This is a genomic window from Pseudomonas poae (assembly GCA_028869255.1).
GTDB classification, from domain to species: domain Bacteria; phylum Pseudomonadota; class Gammaproteobacteria; order Pseudomonadales; family Pseudomonadaceae; genus Aquipseudomonas; species Aquipseudomonas poae_C.
The window spans coordinates 6,662,074-6,681,313 of sequence record CP110972.1 but is presented as its reverse complement, the minus strand read 5'-3'; the positions used below and the strand labels follow the sequence as shown (position 1 = coordinate 6,681,313).

General features: G+C 60.4%; 14 protein-coding genes. 6 read left to right on the top strand and 8 right to left on the bottom strand.

What is annotated here, in order from left to right; all coding sequences use genetic code 11:
• Window positions 1–285 precede the first annotated feature (285 nt).
• Window positions 286–1,950 (bottom strand): energy-dependent translational throttle protein EttA, encoded by a 1,665-nt coding sequence (ettA, locus tag LRS56_30435; GenBank protein ID WDU62942.1) that lies wholly within the window; start codon window positions 1,948–1,950, stop codon window positions 286–288.
• 387 nt (window positions 1,951–2,337) lie between these two features.
• On the opposite strand from ettA, the gene LRS56_30430 reads away from it, so the two are divergent.
• Window positions 2,338–6,087, top strand: coding sequence for an EAL domain-containing protein (locus LRS56_30430; protein WDU62941.1), 3,750 nt, complete (start codon window positions 2,338–2,340; stop codon window positions 6,085–6,087).
• 276 nt (window positions 6,088–6,363) lie between these two features.
• Window positions 6,364–7,617: a serine hydroxymethyltransferase gene (locus LRS56_30425; protein ID WDU62940.1), complete on the top strand. Its 1,254-nt coding sequence runs from the start codon at window positions 6,364–6,366 to the stop codon at window positions 7,615–7,617.
• Window positions 7,618–7,739: 122 nt separating this feature from the next.
• Here the strand turns inward: LRS56_30425 and yjiA are convergent, their stop codons facing one another.
• The 3 genes from yjiA to LRS56_30410 all read right to left on the bottom strand — a co-directional run bounded on the left by yjiA (window position 7,740) and on the right by LRS56_30410 (window position 11,157).
• Window positions 7,740–8,699 (bottom strand): GTPase, encoded by a 960-nt coding sequence (gene yjiA, locus LRS56_30420; GenBank protein WDU62939.1) that lies wholly within the window; start codon window positions 8,697–8,699, stop codon window positions 7,740–7,742.
• Window positions 8,700–8,877: 178 nt separating this feature from the next.
• Window positions 8,878–9,075, bottom strand: coding sequence for a YbdD/YjiX family protein (locus LRS56_30415; protein ID WDU62938.1), 198 nt, complete (start codon window positions 9,073–9,075; stop codon window positions 8,878–8,880).
• A 15-nt stretch (window positions 9,076–9,090) separates the two neighbouring features.
• The gene (locus LRS56_30410) at window positions 9,091–11,157 is read right to left on the bottom strand and encodes a carbon starvation protein A (protein WDU62937.1); all 2,067 of its coding nucleotides are present in this window, start codon (window positions 11,155–11,157) and stop codon (window positions 9,091–9,093) included.
• Window positions 11,158–11,331: 174 nt separating this feature from the next.
• On the opposite strand from LRS56_30410, the gene LRS56_30405 reads away from it, so the two are divergent.
• A complete protein-coding gene (locus tag LRS56_30405) occupies window positions 11,332–11,700 on the top strand; it encodes a PilZ domain-containing protein (protein ID WDU62936.1) in 369 nt (122 codons plus the stop codon).
• Between the two features lie 36 nt (window positions 11,701–11,736).
• On the opposite strand, the gene radA is transcribed toward LRS56_30405, so the two are convergent.
• From radA to katB, 3 genes are read right to left on the bottom strand one after another with little or no spacing between them, the layout of a single operon-like run.
• Window positions 11,737–13,104 carry a DNA repair protein RadA gene (gene radA / locus LRS56_30400; GenBank protein WDU62935.1) on the bottom strand — a complete coding sequence of 456 codons (1,368 nt, stop codon included), beginning with the start codon at window positions 13,102–13,104 and terminating at the stop codon, window positions 11,737–11,739.
• Between the two features lie 35 nt (window positions 13,105–13,139).
• Entirely contained in the window at window positions 13,140–13,679 is a 540-nt protein-coding gene (locus tag LRS56_30395; protein WDU62934.1) for an ankyrin repeat domain-containing protein, read from the bottom strand.
• A 56-nt stretch (window positions 13,680–13,735) separates the two neighbouring features.
• On the bottom strand, window positions 13,736–15,277 hold the full coding sequence (gene katB, locus LRS56_30390; GenBank protein WDU62933.1) for a catalase KatB: 1,542 nt from the start codon (window positions 15,275–15,277) through the stop codon (window positions 13,736–13,738).
• Between the two features lie 287 nt (window positions 15,278–15,564).
• On the opposite strand from katB, the gene mscL reads away from it, so the two are divergent.
• Window positions 15,565–15,981, top strand: coding sequence for a large-conductance mechanosensitive channel protein MscL (gene mscL / locus LRS56_30385; protein WDU62932.1), 417 nt, complete (start codon window positions 15,565–15,567; stop codon window positions 15,979–15,981).
• Between the two features lie 49 nt (window positions 15,982–16,030).
• Here the strand turns inward: mscL and LRS56_30380 are convergent, their stop codons facing one another.
• Window positions 16,031–16,807, bottom strand: a complete 777-nt coding sequence (locus LRS56_30380; protein WDU62931.1) for a ferredoxin--NADP reductase — start codon at window positions 16,805–16,807, stop codon at window positions 16,031–16,033.
• A 371-nt stretch (window positions 16,808–17,178) separates the two neighbouring features.
• Between LRS56_30380 and LRS56_30375 the strand changes: the two genes are divergently transcribed.
• Window positions 17,179–17,889, top strand: coding sequence for a LuxR family transcriptional regulator (locus LRS56_30375; protein ID WDU62930.1), 711 nt, complete (start codon window positions 17,179–17,181; stop codon window positions 17,887–17,889).
• A gap of 159 nt (window positions 17,890–18,048) precedes the next feature.
• Window positions 18,049–19,173: a methyltransferase gene (locus tag LRS56_30370; protein WDU62929.1), complete on the top strand. Its 1,125-nt coding sequence runs from the start codon at window positions 18,049–18,051 to the stop codon at window positions 19,171–19,173.
• Window positions 19,174–19,240: the final 67 nt, after the last annotated feature.

Genomic DNA, 19,240 nt, shown 5'->3' with positions numbered 1-19,240 from the left:
TTCAGATTGCACCTGAAAAGTGCAAAATGTCGCCTTTGTGAATTTAAATGGTGCATTTGATATAAATAGCTGGGCTTTTTTGCACCATGAAAGGGTTTTCAACCCAGAGCCCGCACCAGTAGTTAAACCGCCTTCGCAGGCAAGCCAGCTCCCACATTCGACATGTGCTCACAACTCAAAATGTGGGAGCTGGCTTGCCTGCGATGCAGCCGCCTCGGTCCACCGCAATACCAGACGCAAAAAAAACGGAGCCCGCAGGCTCCGCTTTTTTTAACCCAACCTAAATCAGGCCAGTTTTTTGTGCCGCACACGGTGCGGCTGGGCAGCCGCTTCGCCAAGGCGCTTTTTACGGTCCGCTTCGTACTCGGTGTAGTTACCTTCGAAGAACACCGCTTGGGAGTCGTCTTCGTACGCCAGGATGTGGGTCGCGACGCGGTCAAGGAACCACCGATCGTGAGAGATCACAATGGCGGCGCCCGGGAAGTCCAGCAGGGCTTCTTCCAGGGAACGCAGGGTTTCAACGTCGAGGTCGTTGGACGGTTCGTCGAGCAGCAATACGTTGCCGCCTTCTTTCAAGGTCAGGGCCAGGTGCAAGCGACCACGCTCACCACCGGACAGGTCCTTGACGAACTTCTGCTGGTCGCCGCCCTTGAAGTTGAAACGGCCCACATAGGTGCGTGACGGGATTTCATAGTTGCCGATACGGATCTGGTCGGAGCCATCGGAAATCTGCTGGAACACAGTCTTGCTGCCATCCAGGTCTTCGCGGCTCTGGTCCACACAGGCCAGCTGCACGGTTTCGCCGACTTCGATGCTGCCCGAATCCGGGGTTTCCTTGCCCATCAGCATGCGGAACAGTGTGGATTTACCCGCACCGTTACCCCCGATAACGCCGACGATCGCGCCTTTTGGCATCGAGAACGACAAGTTGTCGATCAGTACGCGATCGCCATAGCCTTTGGTGACGTTCTTGAACTCGATGACTTTGTCACCCAGCCGCGGACCGGCCGGGATGTAGATCTCGTTGGTTTCGCTGCGCTTCTGGAATTCCTGCGATTGCATTTCTTCAAAGCGTTGCAGACGAGCCTTGGATTTGGACTGGCGGGCCTTGGCGCCTTTGCGCACCCACTCCAGTTCTTCCTTCATGGCTTTTTCGTGGGCCGATTGCTGCTTGGATTCGGCGGCCAGACGGTCGGACTTGGCTTCCAGCCAACCGGAGTAGTTGCCCTCGTAAGGGATACCAGCGCCACGGTCGAGCTCAAGGATCCAGCCGGCAACGTTGTCCAGGAAGTACCGGTCGTGCGTGATCGCAACCACGGTGCCCGGAAAATCGTGCAGGAAATGCTCCAGCCAGGCGACGGAGTCGGCGTCCAAGTGGTTGGTCGGTTCGTCGAGCAGCAGCATGTCGGGGGCCGACAGCAACAGGCGGCACAGGGCCACACGACGTTTCTCACCACCCGACAGGAATTCGACCTTGGCGTCCCACGCCGGCAGGCGCAGCGCGTCGGCGGCGACTTCCAGCTGGCGCTCCAGGTTGTGACCGTCGCCGGCCTGCAGGATGGCTTCGAGCTTGGCTTGCTCAGCGGCCAGCTTGTCGAAGTCGGCATCCGGCTCGGCGTAGGCGGCGTACACCTCGTCCAGGCGGGCCTGGGCGTCCTTGATCACGCTGACGGCCTCTTCGACCACTTCACGCACGGTCTTGGTCGGATCCAGGATCGGCTCTTGCGGCAGGTAGCCGATGTTCAGTTCGGGCATCGGGCGGGCTTCGCCTTCGAACTCGGTGTCGACGCCGGCCATGATTTTCAGCAGCGTGGACTTACCCGAACCGTTGAGGCCGAGCACGCCGATCTTGGCGCCCGGGAAGAAGGACAGCGAAATGTTTTTCAGGATTTCCCGCTTCGGCGGAACAACTTTTCCCAGCCGATGCATGGTGAAGACGTATTGAGCCATGGTGAACCTAGCGTCAGTGACTGATGAATTAAGCGGGCGAAGCCCGTGCCAGGCCATGCGCGGCGCGGGCCGTTGACGGTGATCAATGCCTGCGTGCGGAAAAAGCCTGAATGTCTGGGGCTGGAACGCCCCCGCGTAACCGGCAAAGCTACCTGAATGCGCTTGGTCAGTCCAGCCAGGCGGGGCTGGCACTTTGCCACAAGTCAAGGCATGCTAGCCGCCCTCCGGGCGTCCGGCTTATAGTGCACGTCGCGCGCCAGTCCAGCCAAACCGCAGGATCACAGCTTGTCCAAAGTCACGCCGCCAACTCCCCTGCGCGCCGCTCATATAGCGCCGGGAGCGCCCCTGCACGGCACCTTCAAAGGCGCATTGGCGACGCTTGTCCTCATGTTGCTCGCGTTATTGTTCTGGCAACTGCTGGACCAGCTGCAGCAAAACCAGAAAAACCAGCAGCAATACACCATCGATTACAGCGCCGACCTGGCCGAGCAAATCAGCCTGAACATGGCCCTGAGCGCAAAAATCGCCCTCAACTTGCTACCGATGGTCGAGCCACCACGCGACAACGAACAACAACAGGCCCTGATGCGCACCCTGCAGCGCTCCCTGCCGGAGCTGCGCAGCATTGCCCTGCTGGCGCCCAGCGGGGCGATGATCAGCGACAGTGCCAGTGACAGCCAGGACAGCGCCTGGCTCGAAGAGCTGGTGCAGCGCAGCCATGCCCAGTCCTACTACCTGAGCAACAACAACGACGGCACGATCATCTATCTATTGCTGCACCAACCCAGCGGCGGTTCGCGGATGTACTGGGTACTGCGCCTGGCGCCCAACTACCTGACCAACCTCACCCGCCAGGACAGCCAGGGCCAACGCCCGATGTGGGCCATCGAGAACCGCCTCAACCATCGCGTGATCAGCCGTGACAGCGGCATGCCGGCCCAGTGGGCCAGCGCCCTCACCCCCGACGAATTGAACAAAAGCGTACTGGTCACGCCCCTGAGCAAAAGCGACTGGCAGTTGCGCGGGCTGTTCGACCGCAGCGCCGTGCTGGAACAACTGCTGCCGGCATTTATCGGCAAATGCCTGCTGGGCCTGGCGTTTTCGCTGATCCCGGTGATCGTGTTGCTGAATATGCGCCGCCGCCAGCGCCAAGTGCATGAAGGCCGGCGCCGCTACCAGGATATTTTCGAAGGCACCGGCGTGGCCCTGTGCGTGCTGGACCTGTCGGGCCTGAATGGGTTTTTCGATAAGGCGCACTTGCAGACGCGCGAGCAGCTGAAAGCCTGGCTGCAAGACAACCCCATCGAACGCCAGCAACTGCTCAAGGAACTGCGCATCACCGAGGTCAACCAGGTGGCGGTGCGCCTGTTGAACGTGGAGTCCTGCGAACAGGCCTGGGAGCGCCTGATCGATGACTGCCCACGCAACGCCACGTCCATCGGCTACCAGATACTCGAAGCAGTCCTCACCCAGCAGAACCAGCTGGAGCTGGAAATCCAGCTCAGGGACGTGAGCGGCAACGAGCAATACCTGTGGCTGGTGATGCGCCTGCCGGAGCAACAGGACGATTTCAAGGCGGTGATCCTCAGCATCAGCGATATCACCAGCCGCAAGCTGATCGAACTGTCTTTGGTTGAGCGCGAGAGTTTCTGGTCGGACGTGGTGCGCACCGTGCCCGATCACCTGTATGTGCAGGATGTGATCAGCCAGCGCATGATTTTCAGTAACCACCACCTGGGCCACACCCTCGGCTATAACAAGGCCGAATTGCAGCAAATGGGCGAGTACTTCTGGGAAATCCTGCTGCACCCCGAAGACGCCGAGCATTACCACGACTTGCGCCAGCAACAGCGCGCAATCGGCTACACCACTCAACTGCAATGCCAGTTGCGCTTTCGCCATCGCAATAACCAATGGCGGCGCTTTGATATCCGCGAGCAAGCCCTGGCCAGGGACAAGACGGCGCTGGTCACGCGGATCATCGGCGTGGCCAAGGACATTACCGACCAGATCGAAGCCAGCGAATCCTTGCGCGACAGCGAACAGCGCTACCGCATGCTGGCCGAAAGCATCAGCGACGTGATCTGCTCCACCGACAGCCAGTTGGCCCTCAACTACATCAGCCCGTCGGTCAATGCCGTGCTGGGCTACGACGTGGACTGGGTGTTCAAGAACGGCTGGCAATCGATCATCGCCAACCCGCAGCAATTGACCGGCATCTACAGCCTGGTGGAACGGGTCAGCCGTGCGCTGGGCAACCCCGAGGCGCTGAACACGCTGCGCGATGAGATCCATACTCAGCTGTTCCTGTTCGACTGCCTGCGCGCCGACGGTCGCAAAGTGCCGATCGAGCTGCGCCTGGTGCTGGTGTGGGACGAACACGGCGCCTTCGAGGGCATCCTCGGCGTAGGCCGCGATATCAGCCAGCAACGCCGCGCCGAGAAAGACCTGCGCATGGCGGCCACGGTATTCGAGCACTCCACCTCGGCGATCCTGATCACCGACCCCGCCGGCTATATCGTGCAGGCCAACGAGGCGTTCAGCCGGGTCAGCGGGTACGCGGTGGCAGATGTACTCGACCAGTTGCCGAACATGCTCACCGTCGACGAGCAACAGGAAGCCCACCTGCGCTACGTGCTCAAGCAGCTGCACCAGCACAGCACCTGGGAGGGCGAAGTGTGGCTCAAGCGCCGTAATGGCGAGCATTATCCGGCCTGGGTCGGCATTACGGCGGTGTTCGACGATGAAGGCGACCTAGCCAGCTACGTGTGTTTCTTCAGCGACATCAGCGAGCGCAAGGCCAGCGAACAGCGCATCCACCGCCTGGCCTACTACGATGCCCTGACCCACCTGCCCAACCGCACGCTGTTCCAGGACCGCCTGCACACGGCGTTGCAGTCCGCCGAGCGGCAAAAGTCGTGGGTGGTGCTGATGTTCCTCGACCTCGACCGCTTCAAGCCGATCAACGACTCCCTGGGCCACGCCGCCGGCGACCGCATGCTCAAGGAAATGGCCACGCGCCTGCTGGGTTGCGTGGCCGAAGACGACACCGTGGCACGCATGGGGGGCGACGAGTTCACCTTGCTCCTGCAACCGCGGGTCAGCCGTGAAATGGCGCTGAACCGTGCGATCCACGTGGCCGAGCAGATCCTCGCCAGCCTGGTGAAGCCGTTTGTACTGGAAGGCCGCGAGTTCTTCGTGACGGCCAGTATCGGTATCGCCTTGAGCCCGCAGGACGGCAACGAGCTGAGCCAATTGATGAAAAACGCCGACACGGCGATGTATCACGCCAAGGAACGCGGTAAAAACAACTTCCAGTTCTACCAGGCCGACATGAACGCCAGTGCCCTGGAGCGCCTGGAGCTGGAAAGCGACCTGCGCCACGCCTTGGACCAGAACGAATTCGTGCTCTATTACCAGCCGCAATTCAGCGGCGACGGCAAACGCCTGACCGGCGCCGAAGCCCTGCTGCGCTGGCGCCACCCCCGTCGCGGGCTGGTACCGCCGGGGGATTTCATCCCGGTGCTGGAAGAGTTGGGCCTGGTGGTGGATGTGGGCGACTGGGTGATCAGCGAAGCCTGTCGCCAGCTCAAGACCTGGCACCAGAACAAGGTGCGCGTGCCGAAAGTCTCGGTGAACATCTCGGCGCGGCAGTTCTCCGACGGCCAGTTGGGCACGCGCATCGCCACCATCCTCAAGGACACCGGCCTGCCACCGGCGTGCCTGGAGCTGGAGCTGACGGAGAGTATCCTGATGCGCGAAGTCAACGAGGCCCTGCATATCCTCGACAGCCTGAAAAACCTGGGCCTGAGCATTGCGGTAGACGACTTCGGCACGGGTTATTCGTCGCTCAACTACCTCAAGCAATTCCCCATCGACGTGCTGAAAATCGACCGCACCTTCGTCGATGGCCTGCCCTCCGGCGAACAGGATGCCCAGATCGCCCGCGCCATTATCGCCATGGCCCACAGCCTGAACCTGGCGGTGATCGCCGAGGGTGTGGAAACCCATGAACAGCTGGACTTCCTGCGCGAACATGGCTGCGATGAGGTGCAGGGTTACCTGTTCGGGCGGCCGATGCCAGCCAATCGGTTTGAGGCGCAGTTCAGTAACGACGCCCTCTTCATGTTTGACTGAGTGCCCTCCGTGGCGAGCGGGCTTGCCCGCGTTGGGCTGCGAAGCGGCCCCACTGAAAGCACCCGGTTTTCCAGGTAGAACTGAGTGTAAGGGTTTGGGGCTGCTGCGCAGCCCAACGCGGGCAAGCCCGCTCGCCACAACCCGCTCGCCACAAAAACATCCGCTGAGTCCCAGATGAGCCCCGCTTGTCCGCGACATGATGTCCTTTCATATGCCATCTAAAACCCATTGGGTTAGAATGCCCTCCTTTTCTGCCCCCGATCCTTGAGGACCGCCATGTTCAGCCGTGATTTGACTATTGCCAAGTACGACGCCGATCTCTTTGCCGCCATGGAGCAAGAAGCCGTGCGCCAGGAAGAGCACATTGAGCTGATCGCTTCGGAAAACTACACCAGCCCTGCGGTCATGGAGGCTCAAGGTTCGGTTCTGACCAACAAGTACGCCGAAGGCTACCCAGGCAAGCGCTACTACGGTGGTTGCGAGTACGTCGACGTGGTTGAGCAGCTTGCTATTGATCGCGCTAAAGAACTGTTCGGCGCCGATTACGCCAACGTCCAGCCGCACGCCGGCTCCCAAGCCAACAGCGCCGTGTACCTGGCCCTGCTGCAAGGCGGCGACACTATCCTGGGCATGAGCCTGGCCCACGGCGGTCACCTGACCCACGGCGCCAGCGTTTCGTCCTCCGGCAAGCTGTACAACGCCGTTCAATACGGTATCGATGCCAACGGCCTGATCGACTACGACGAAGTCGAGCGTCTGGCGGTTGAACACAAGCCAAAAATGATCGTGGCCGGTTTCTCTGCCTACTCGCAGATCCTGGACTTCCCACGCTTTCGCGCCATCGCCGACAAGGTTGGCGCTTACCTGTTCGTGGACATGGCTCACGTAGCCGGTCTGGTCGCCGCTGGCGTCTACCCAAACCCGGTGCCTTTCGCTGACGTGGTTACCACCACCACCCACAAGACCCTGCGCGGTCCACGTGGCGGCCTGATCCTGGCTCGCGCCAACGCCGAGATCGAGAAGAAGCTGAACTCCGCGGTATTCCCAGGCGCCCAGGGTGGCCCGTTGGAGCACGTGATCGCCGCTAAAGCGATCTGCTTCAAGGAAGCCCTGCAGCCTGAGTTCAAGACTTACCAGCAACAAGTGGTAAAAAACGCCCAGACCATGGCCAGCGTGTTCATCGAGCGCGGCTTTGACGTAGTGTCCGGCGGTACTGAAAACCACCTGTTCCTGCTGTCGCTGATCAAGCAGGACATTTCCGGTAAGGATGCTGACGCCGCCCTGGGCAAAGCCTTCATCACCGTGAACAAAAACTCCGTACCGAACGACCCACGTTCGCCGTTCGTCACCTCCGGCCTGCGCTTCGGCACCCCGGCTGTGACCACTCGTGGCTTCAAAGAAGCAGAGTGCAAGGAACTGGCCGGCTGGATCTGCGACATCCTGGCTGACCTGAACAACGAAGCCGTGATCGACGCGGTCCGTGAGAAGGTCAAGGCCATCTGCAAAAAGCTGCCGGTGTACGGCGCTTGATTGCAGTTGCTTGAATAAGAAGCCCGGCTCAAGAGCCGGGCTTTTTTATGCCTGTCATTTTGAGATGAGGTCAAAAATGTAGGAGCTGGCGTGCCTGCTCCCACACTGGACTGCATTTCACGTCAGGGTTGGTAGACCTTTGCAAAGCCCTCGCGGATCTTCTGCTCCGGCAACTCATCGGCAATAAACACGATCACACTCTCCCGCGCCTCACCCTCGGCCCACTCGGTGTCCCAGTCGAAACCATAGAGCTTCAGCACGCCCTGGAACACCATGCGCCGGTCTTCCCCGGCAATATTCAATACGCCCTTATAGCGCAGCAGTTGCTTGCCGTGGTCTTCCAGCAGCTCGTTCATGAACGTGCTGAGCCGGTCGATATCCAGCGGCTGGTCGGTGCGCAGCACCAGGCTGGAAATGCGGTCGACAGACGGCGCGGCGCTGACCGGGCGCAAGCTCATGCCGGCGTTGAGGTTGAAGCCGCGCACGTCGAGCAGCTCCCCCAGGTCGATAGCACCGTGGTCGACCACACGGATCGGCGCACGCCGGTTGATGCGGGTCAGGCGCTGGCTGAGGGCATCGAAGGTCGCCTCATCCACCAAATCACGCTTGCTCACCAGCAGGCGGTCGGCAAAACCGATCTGCGCCTGGGCGATGGTCTGGGTCAGGTGGTGCTCGGCGTGGGCCGCGTCCACCAGCGTGATGATGCCGTCGAGGATGTAGCGCTCGCGCAGTTCCTCGTCGATGAAAAAGGTCTGGGCCACCGGCGCCGGGTCGGCCAGGCCGGTGCACTCGATCACCAGGCGGTCGAAGGCGATCTCGCCACTGTCCAGGCGTTCGAGCAGCAGGTACAGGGCTTTGGTCAGGTCGGTGTGGATGGTGCAGCACACGCAGCCGTTGGACAGGGTCATGACTTGCACCGGCTCGGCGCCCAACAGTTGGGTATCGATACCGGCGTCACTGAATTCGTTTTCGATCACGGCGATTTTCAGGCCGTGCTCGGCTTTGAGCAGGTGGCGCAGCAAGGTAGTTTTGCCGGCACCGAGAAAGCCGCTGAGGATAGTGACGGGGATGGGAGAGGACAAAATATTCTCCTTTTTGATGAAATACATTGAAGGAACATAAAGCAAATGTGGGAGCTGGCTTGCCTGCGATGCAGACAACTCGGTTTGTCAGTCAGACCGAGGTGATGCTATCGCAGGCAAGCCAGCTCCCACATAAAGCCCTGCTCCCACAGGGGAATGCGCTAACCCGACAGGCGGGTCAGCAGCACTTGGGCCCACCCTTGCCACCGTAACGGGCTTCCTGGCGTTCCCGGAAGAACGCCTTGTAGTCCATCACCGGTTTGTCCGGGTGTTTGGTTTGCATATGCTCGACGTAGGTGTCGTAGTCGGGCATGCCGACCATCAGGCGCGCGGCCTGACCGAGGTATTTACCGAGGCGACTGATGTCATTGAACATGCTTGCAACCCTCAATCACGCGTCTGGAACAGCCTGGAACGGGGCTTCTTTATCCGTACGCTCTTTGTTGCCCCAGGCAGCGACGCCGACCTTGAGCGCATAGAACAGGATGCTGAATACCACGAACAGGAACAGCGCCGTCAGCGTTGCGTTGGTGTAGGCGTTCCAGATCACGTGCTGCATCTGGTCGATGCTCTTGGCCGGGGCCAGGATCTGGCCGTTGGCCAAGGCATCGCTGTACTTCTTGGCCAGCGACAGGAAGCCGATCGCCGGGTTCGCGTCGAACAGCTTGATGAAGCCCGCCGTGGTGGTGCAGATCAGCAGCCATACCGCCGGCAGCATGGTCACCCAGATGTAGCGCTGGCGTTTCATTTTGATCAGCACAACGGTCGCGAGCATCAGCGCGATACCGGCCAGCATCTGGTTGGAGATACCGAACAGCGGCCACAAGGTGTTGATACCGCCCAGTGGGTCGATCACACCTTGGTACAGCAGGTAACCCCACATGGCCACGCAACCCGCCGTGGCAATCAGGTTGGCGGTCCACGACTCGGTGCGTTTGAGCGCAGGCACGAAGGAGCCCAACAGGTCCTGCAGCATGAAGCGACCAGCACGGGTACCGGCGTCGACGGCCGTCAGGATGAACAGCGCTTCGAACAGGATCGCAAAGTGGTACCAGAACGCCATGGTGTTTTCACCCGGCAGTACGCTGTGCAGGATCTGCGCAATACCCACCGCCAGGGTCGGTGCACCGCCGGCCCGCGCCAGGATGGTGGTTTCACCGATGTCATGGGCTACGGCCGACAGCGCCTCAGGCGTAATCGCAAAGCCCCAGCTGCTGACGGTCTGTGCCACGGTGACCACGTCGGTGCCGACAATCGCGGCCGGGCTGTTCATGGCGAAGTACACACCCGGCTCGATCACCGAAGCGGCAACCATCGCCATGATGGCCACGAACGACTCCATCAACATGCCGCCGTAACCGATGTAACGGGCGTGGCTTTCATTGGCCAGCAACTTCGGCGTGGTGCCCGAAGAGATCAGCGCATGGAAACCCGAGACCGCGCCACAGGCAATGGTGATGAACAGGAACGGGAACAGACCGCCCTTCCACACCGGGCCGGTGCCGTCGATGAACTGGGTCAGTGCCGGCATTTTCAGGTCAGGCATGGTCACCAGAATGCCGATGGCCAGCGCAATGATGGTGCCGATTTTGAGGAAGGTAGAGAGGTAGTCGCGTGGCGCGAGGATCAGCCACACCGGCAGTACCGCCGCGACGAAACCGTAGCCGATCAGCATCCAGGTAATTTGGATGCCGGTGAAGGTGAAGGCTTTGGCCCAGACCGGGTCAGCCGCAATCTGCCCGCCCAGCCAGATCGAACCCAGCAGCAACAGCACGCCGATGATCGAGATTTCACCGATGCGGCCCGGGCGGATGTAGCGCATGTAAATGCCCATGAACATCGCGATCGGGATGGTCGCCATTACGGTGAAGATGCCCCACGGGCTCTCGGCCAGGGCCTTGACCACGATCAACGCCAGCACCGCGAGGATGATGATCATGATCAGGAAGCAGCCGAACAACGCGATGGTCCCGGGGATGCGGCCCATCTCTTCACGAACCATGTCCCCCAGGGAACGGCCGTTACGACGGGTGGACAGGAACAGGATCATGAAGTCCTGCACCGCACCGGCCAGCACCACGCCGGCAATCAGCCAGAGGGTACCCGGCAGATAGCCCATTTGCGCCGCGAGTACGGGGCCGACCAGAGGGCCTGCACCGGCAATCGCTGCAAAGTGGTGACCGAAAAGGATGTGTTTGTTGGTCGGCACATAGTCCAGACCGTCGTTGTTGAGCACTGCGGGGGTGGCCCGCCGTGGATCGAGTTGCATCACGTTGTTAGCGATGAACAGACTGTAGTAACGGTACGCAACCAGATAGATGGCCACGGCAGCGACCACAATCCACAAGGCGTTTATCGCCTCGCCGCGGCGCAAGGCCACTACGCCCAGGGCGCACGCTCCTACGATTGCCAGCACCAGCCAGGGTAGGTGGCGTAGCAGGCTATTATTATTTTTCATTTTTATATTCCAGCCAGGGTGGACAGAAAGGACAGCCAGTCCGAGTTTAGCGCTGTTGGCCTCAAAGACCACCCCCTACGTTGGTCTAGAGCCTTGCAAGCGTAAAAAAAGCAGAAATAACAGCCCAATGATGGCGCACGGCTACAATCCTCTTTATCCCAAGAGGGTTTGACCATGAGTGAACACCCGTCAGATCGCCGCCGTTTCCGGCGGATCGCCTTCGATGCAAGGACCACCATTGCCCAGGACAGCTGGAATTGGCCGGTGCAATTGGTGGATTTATCGCTCAAGGGTTTGCTGGTGCATCGCCCCGACGACTGGCAGGGCAATCGCGCCCACCCGTTTGAGGTGGATATCCGCCTGGACCCACACGCGCATATAAAGATGCAGGTCAGGCTGGCACATGATGATCATGGGCAGTTGGGGTTTGTGTGCGAACACCTTGATTTGGAGTCGATCAGCCATTTACGCAGGCTGATCGAGCTGAACCTGGGAGACGAGGAAGAACTGCACCGCGAGCTGGCGGCGCTGCTGGAGACCTGACAACCAGCTCCCACATTGGTTTTGCAGTGCTGCTGATTACTCGAACAACGCATCCAGCGCCTGTTCCAGACGGGTTACGCCAATTACCTTCAACCCAGCGGGCATTTCCTTCGGCGCGTTGCCCTTGGGCACGATGGCCCGCTTGAAGCCGTGCTTGGCCGCTTCCTTGAGACGCTCCTGACCGCTCGGCACCGGCCGCACTTCACCCGATAAGCCAACCTCACCAAACACCAGCAAATCATGGGGCAACGGCTTATTGCGCAGGCTGGACATCACCGCCGCCATCAAGGCCAGGTCGGAGGCTGTCTCCAGTACCTTGACTCCGCCCACCACGTTAAGGAACACGTCCTGGTCGTGGGTCGGGATGCCGCCGTGACGGTGCAGCACCGCGAGCAGCATCGCCAGGCGGTTCTGGTCCAGACCGAGGGTCACGCGGCGCGGGTTGGCCAGGTGGCTGTCATCCACCAGCGCCTGCACTTCCACCAGCATCGGGCGGGTGCCTTCCCACGTGGCCATCACCACACTGCCTGGGACTTCTTCCTGGGCACGGGTCAGAAAAATCGCCGACGGGTTAGAGACTTCTTTCAAGCCCCGGTCCGTCATGGCGAACACGCCCAGTTCATTCACCGCACCGAAGCGGTTCTTCACCGCCCGCAGCAAACGCAGGCGGCCGTCGGACTCGCCCTCGAAATACAACACGGTGTCGACCATATGCTCCAACACCCGTGGCCCGGCCAAGGCGCCCTCTTTGGTCACATGGCCGACCAGGAAAATCGCGGTGCCGCTCTGCTTGGCATACCGCACCAGCAGCGCCGCACTTTCGCGCACCTGCGATACGCCGCCGGGGGCCGATTGCAGTTGCTCGGTGAAAATCGTCTGGATCGAGTCGATCACCATGACCTTGGGTTTTTCGATACGCGCCGTGGCAATGATGCTTTCGATACAGGTTTCGGTCATCACCCGCAGTTGGTCCTGGGGCAGGCCCAGGCGCCGGGCGCGCATGGCCACTTGCTGCTGGGATTCTTCGCCGGTGACGTAGAGCGCCGGCATGCGGCTGGCGATGCTGCACAGGGTTTGCAGCAGGATCGTCGATTTGCCGATGCCGGGGTCACCGCCGATCAACACCACCGAGCCGTCGACCAGCCCGCCGCCGAGTACGCGGTCCAGCTCGCCGGAAGCGGTAGAGAAACGCGGGATCTCTTCGACGCTGACCTCGGCCAGCGTCTTGATCTGCGCCTGTTGACCGGTCCAGCCGGCACGCCCGGTGGGGGCTGCGGCGCCGCCGCTTTCGATCATGGTTTCAGTCAGGGTGTTCCACGCGCCGCACTCGGTGCATTGGCCGGCCCACTTGGGAAAGGTCGCGCCGCACTCCGTGCAGCCGTACATGCGCTTGGCCTTTGCCATTTGAGAACCTCCAACCGAAAAACCGCGATGATAGCTCAGCGCGGCGCCGGGGTCCGGATTTCACCACTGGCCAATCGTGAAGCACTGTTGCCGAGCGGGTCTTGCGCGTTGAGGTCGGCGCCTTTGGCCTTCAGCTCATCCAGCAGCTCGACGCGCTTGAACAGCCCGGCGTACATGGCAGCAGTCTGCCCCGCGCCGTTACGTTGGTCGGGGTTGCAGTCGGTGGCGAGCAGGCGCTGGGCGATTTTCAGCTCGCCCTTGAAGATCGCGCCCATCAAGGCGGTGTTACCGCGTTTGTCCTGCACGCAGGCATCAGCACCGGCGGCAAGCAGGCGCTCCACGTAGGCACTTTCACCGTGGTAGGCCGCCAGGATCAGCGCGGTGTAGCCCTTGTCGTCCTGGGTGTTGAGGCTAAAGCCTGCGTCGATAAAGGTGTTAAGCATGTCGAGGTCGCCACGCCGGGCGGCATCGAAATAGTAATCCTGGAGCTGCGCCTTCAGTGCGACCGGGTCGGGGGACTCGGCATGGGCAACAAAGGCCAGCAGGGTCATCAACAAGCCGATGAAAATTCGCATGGTCGTTCTCCTGCAAGAGGTCGACGCCCCGCTTGGGGCGCCGACCGGAACCCGCGTCAGTCGTTGAGTTTTTCTGCCAGCGCTTTAACGCGAGCCAAATCACCCTTGGCGACTTTGGTCACGCCGGTGCCGTACTCCGGGTCTGCTTTATAGAGGAACGACAGGATGATGTGCTTGCTCTCATCGTCCGTGGTGGCCAGGGAGCCGCCGAAGTTTTCGATCAGGTCCTGACGCTCTTTCTTGCTGTAGGAACGGTACAAGTCACCCGCCTGCTTGAAGTTCTGCTCGCGCTGGATCTTCGCCTGTTGGGTACTGCCCGAAAGGGCCGACTGGCTGTAGCGTGCGGTTTGCGGCTCTTCACGCGGTTCCAGGCGGCTTGGCTGGTAGTTCACGCCGCTGGTGGTTTTGCCGGGGTTCATCGCGCCATCCTGGTTACCGTTGTTAACGGTGACCCGTGGGGCGTTGATCGGCAGTTGCAGGGCATTGGCGCCCAGGCGGTACATCTGCGTGTCGGCGTAGGAGAACACCCGGCCTTGCAGCAGGCGGTCCTCAGACGGTTCGATGCCCGGCACCAGGTTGGCCGGGGCCATGGCCACTTGCTCGGTTTCCTGGAAGACGTTGGCCGGGTTGCGGTTCAGCACCATCTGCCCGACTTTGCGTTCGGGCACATTCGGCCAGATCTTGGTGGCGTCCAGCGGGTCGAAGTCAAACTTGGCCAACTCTTCCGGCTTGAGCACCTGCACGTACAGGTCCCACTTGGGGAAGTCGCCCTTGTTGATATGGGTGACCAGGTCGTTGGTCATATGACTGTAGTCACGCCCCTGCACTTCGGTGACTTGCTGGGGGTCGAGGTTCTTGATGCCTTGCAGGCTTTTCCAGTGGAACTTGACGTAGTGCACCTCGCCCTTGGCGTTGATCAGCTTATAGGCATGCACGCCATTGCCGTCCATTTCCCGGTAGCTGGCCGGGGTGCCGGAGTCGGAGTACAGCTCGGTCAGCGTACGGGTGGACTCGGGGACGTGGGAGAAGAAGTCGAAGCGGCGCGAGTCGTCATCCAGGTTGGTGCGCGGGTCCGGCTTGAAGGCGTGGACCATGTCCGGGAACTTGATGGCATCGCGGATAAAGAAGGTCGGGAAGTTATTGCCCACCAGGTCCCAGTTGCCGTCGGCGGTGTAGAACTTGGTGGCGAAGCCGCGTGGGTCACGCAGGGTTTCCGGGGAGTGGTTGCCGTGCACTACCGCAGAGAAGCGCACGAACACCGGGGTGGCCTCGCCGGCGGCGAAGACCTTGGCCTTGGTCAGGTCGCTGAGGGTGTCGGTGACGGTAAAGGTGCCGTGGGCGCCAGTGCCACGGGCATGCACCACACGCTCCGGGATGCGTTCGCGGTCGAAACGTTGCAGCTTCTGGATCAACTGCACATCTTGCAGCAGCACCGGACCGTTGGCGCCGGCGGTCTGCGAGTTCTGGTTGTCGCCCACCGCTGCACCGTTGTCGCGGGTCAGGGTGGCGGCGTGCACCGACAGGGAAAGCAGGCTGGCGGTGGCCAGTAGCAGCGCATATCGCGCTGAAACAGGCCCGCGTTTCGTTGGGGTCTTCATCGAGGTTTCCTCTGGTTTTTTTAGTGCACATTCAGTTGTGCTTGCCAGAGGCTAGTGACCCGCGAGTCAGAAGATAAATAGAAAAGCCGTACTGACTCGATTGAAAAAATAATCTGGTAAGCGGCTGATTTGGCGCGTATTCCGCGCGCGATTGGTGGCACTTTGCAAACTATTTGCGATTTAATGTGTCGATTAAAACTAACAGTGTTAACGGTTGTGTCAGGCAAGCCCGCTATGACTGACTTACACTTAGCTCCACCCTTCTCATCTGTAACAAGGAATAACCTATGGGCGTGATCAGTGAGTTCAAGGCCTTCGCGGTCAAAGGTAATGTGGTCGATATGGCCGTCGGTATCATCATCGGCGCCGCCTTCGGCAAAATTGTTTCCTCGTTTGTCGGTGATGTGGTGATGCCGCCACTCGGCCTGCTGATCGGTGGCGTGGACTTTGGTGATCTGGCAATCACGCTCAAGGCCGCGCAGGGCGACATACCGGCCGTGGTGCTGGCCTACGGCAAGTTCATCCAGAGCGTGGTGGACTTTCTGATCGTTGCGTTTGCGATCTTCATGGGCGTGAAGGCGATCAACCGCCTGAAGCGCGAAGAGGCCGTGGCCCCAAGCCTGCCACCGACGCCGACCAAGGAAGAAGTGCTGCTGGGCGAGATCCGCGATCTGCTCAAGGCTCAGAACGACAAGCCGCTTTAATCGGCAAAGGCTTGGCAAAAAAAGGCGCCTGGTTAAGGCGCCTTTTTTATTACCAGTAGTTTTCCACGGCCACCTGGCCTGGGCGTCGGCTGAGGCTCAATTGCAGGTCGCGCTGCTTGAGCAACTGGCGGGTATCATCGACCATCTGCGGGTTGCCGCAAATCAGCACGCGGGAATGTTCGGGGCTCAGGGGCACGCCAGCGGTGCGTTCCAGCTCGCCATTTTCGATCAGCGTGGTGATGCGCCCATTCAGGGCGCCGGGGTGTTGCTCGCGGGTGACAATCGGGATGTAGGTCAATTTGTGCGCATGCTCGGCCAGGTACTCACGCTCGCCCAGTTCCTGGATCAGCGACTGATAGGCCAGTTCCTTGGCCTCCCGCGCGCTGTACACCAGCACGATGCGCTCGAATTTTTCCCAGACTTCGAAGTCCTGCAGGATCGACAAGAACGGCGCCACCCCGGTACCAGTGCCCAGCATCCACAGGTCGCGACCATCGACAAAGCGGTTCAACGTCAGGAACCCGGTCGCCTGGCGCTCCACCAGCAAGGTATCGCCCACCCGCAGGCGGCTCAGCTCACTGGTAAATTCCCCGCCCGGGACAACAATCGAGAAAAAATCCAGGTGCTCATCAAAAGGTGAGGACACCACGGAATAGGCACGCCACACCGTGCTGCCATCGGCCTTGGTCACCCCCAGGCGCACGAACTGGCCCGCGGTAAACCGGAACCCCGGGTCGCGGGTGGTGCGCAGGGTAAACAGGCTGGGGGTCAGCGATTGCACGTCGAGCAAGGTCTGCCGGGTAAATTTCTCAGCACTGGCGGTCATGGGGGGCTCCGATCTACAGGTGCCCTAGTGTCCCTCAAAGTCGCCTGCACAAACACCGCTGGTTTGTAGTGGCATCTCGGGCGCTCGCAGTAGTGGCAGTTCAGCATTGCTCCTGATCAATTCGCTATGAACTACATCTTGAAAATCACACAACCCCTTTGAGCTTCGCGAGAGAGTCGCTTTTAACCTGTTAAGAACTATCAGCTAATCTATAAAGATAGCCAACTACCCGCTTATAGAAATTATTGAACATGCCCGTTCAATAACGAAAATTTAATATCACCCTCTATCTAGTGTCCTACACTGGTTTCCTACTACTTCGGGAGTTCCGGACGTATCCCTGTCGCAGACCCACACATGGAGAGTTACCAATGGTCAACTGGCGCAACACAAGACTCCCCAAACTGGAAGGCGAGAGCGAGGCAGCCACTCTTTTCGATATGGTCCTCAACCACACCTACGCACTCGGCTTTCAATACTGTTCATTTACGATGAGTTCACACCTCCCTAACAGTCAGACGAAACCCATCTGCATAAACAACTATCCAGATGAATGGAATGAATTATATAACCAAGCGCACTTCTTTGATGTCGACCCGGTTGTTAAACATTGCAAACGCTGTGTATTGCCTCTCGTATGGGAAGAGAAAGCTTTTAAAGATGCGCCTAACCTGTGGTCGTTGGCCCATTCGTTTGGCGTACACCTGGGCTGGACCCAAGCCGTGCATGATTTCCAGGGGGTGTTCAGCATGCTGACCCTGGGCCGCAGCAAGGGCGAGGTAAGCCCGGAAGAGTTATACGAAAAAGCCGGTCAGGTCCTGTGGTTGTGCCATGCACTGCATGCGGTCGTCGTACGGACCTATGCCGACAAGCCCAGCGACAACCCGGCCAGTAAATTGACCCCACGGGAAACCGAAATCCTCAAGTGGTCCGCCATGGGCAAGACAGCCGCCGATATCGCCACCATCCTGTGCCTGTCCGAGCGTACGGTGGGCTTTCATATCTGCAGTTGCTTCAAGAAGCTTGGGGTCAACAACAAGATTGCTGCCGTGCTGTGTGCCTCGAAAGCAGGCTTGTTTTAGCCATCGTTGAAACACCGCATGTAATCCCTCTGGAAAAAAAGTAACATTTACGGCCAATTCTGAGTGTTGAGCAGCCCCCCTGGGTGCCGCCCGTTGTTCACTCAGGCGGTTGCGCAGGTCACTGCCGCCCCCCATCGATTACCCAGAGCCTCCCCCGCCATGCCCCTGCTCGACAGCCCCTTCGCCCAGCTCGATCTGATTCGCCAGCCAGAGCAACATAACGATCCGCTGCAAGCGTTCGACGCTGCCGACGAGTACCTGCTCAGCTACCTTGCCGAGCAGCAGCCCGGCGCCGCGACCCGCGTGCTGGTGCTCAATGACAGCTTCGGCGCCCTCGCAGCCAGCCTGGCAGGCCAGCTGCAAGTGACGTCCTGCGGGGACTCGTTTCTCGCGGCCCAGGGCCTGGATAAAAACCTGGTACGCAACGGCAAGGCCTTTGATGCCGTGCCGTTCATCCCCGCGAGCCAGGTGCCGAGTGGCCCGTTCGACCGGGTGTTGATTCGCGTGCCCAAAACCCTGGCGTTGCTCGAAGAACAGTTGATCCGCCTGCAGGGCCAACTGGCGCCTGGCTGCGAGGTGATCGCGGGCGCCATGGTCAAGCACCTGCCACGGGCGGCAGGCGAGTTGCTGGAGCGCTACATCGGGCCGATGCACGCATCCCTTGCAGTCAAAAAAGCCCGGCTGCTGATCGCGACGGTTGAGGCGCGCCCCACCGCCGTTTCGCCTTACCCGACGCGTTACACCCTGGAAGCGCCGGCTATCGAGTTGCTCAACCACGCCAATGTGTTCTGCCGCGACAGCCTGGATATCGGCACCCGCGCCTTCCTGCCGCACCTGCCGAAAAACCTCGGCAGCGCCCGCGTGGCAGACCTCGGTTGCGGCAATGGTGTATTGGCGATCGCCAGTGCACTGCAAAACCCCGACGCGCATTACATCCTGGTGGATGAGTCGTATATGGCCGTGCAGTCGGCCCAGGAGAACTGGCAAGCGGCCCTCGGCGCACGCGAGGTGGTGGTGCGCGCCGGTGATGGCCTGGCGGGTCAGGAAGCCGACTCGCTGGACGTGGTGCTGTGCAATCCGCCGTTCCACCAGCAGCAGGTGGTCGGCGACTTCCTCGCGTGGCGCATGTTCCAGCAGGCACGCGAAGCCCTGGTGGTCGGCGGCGCCTTGTATATCGTCGGCAATCGCCACCTGGGGTATCACAGCAAATTGGCGCGACTGTTCCGTGGCGTCGAGCAAGTGGCTGCCACGCCGAAATTCGTGATTCTCAAAGCGCGCAAATAAAAAAAGCCCTGCCCTTCCATAAGAAAGAGCAAGGCTTGAAAACCGGGCGGCAACGCCCGGATCGGGA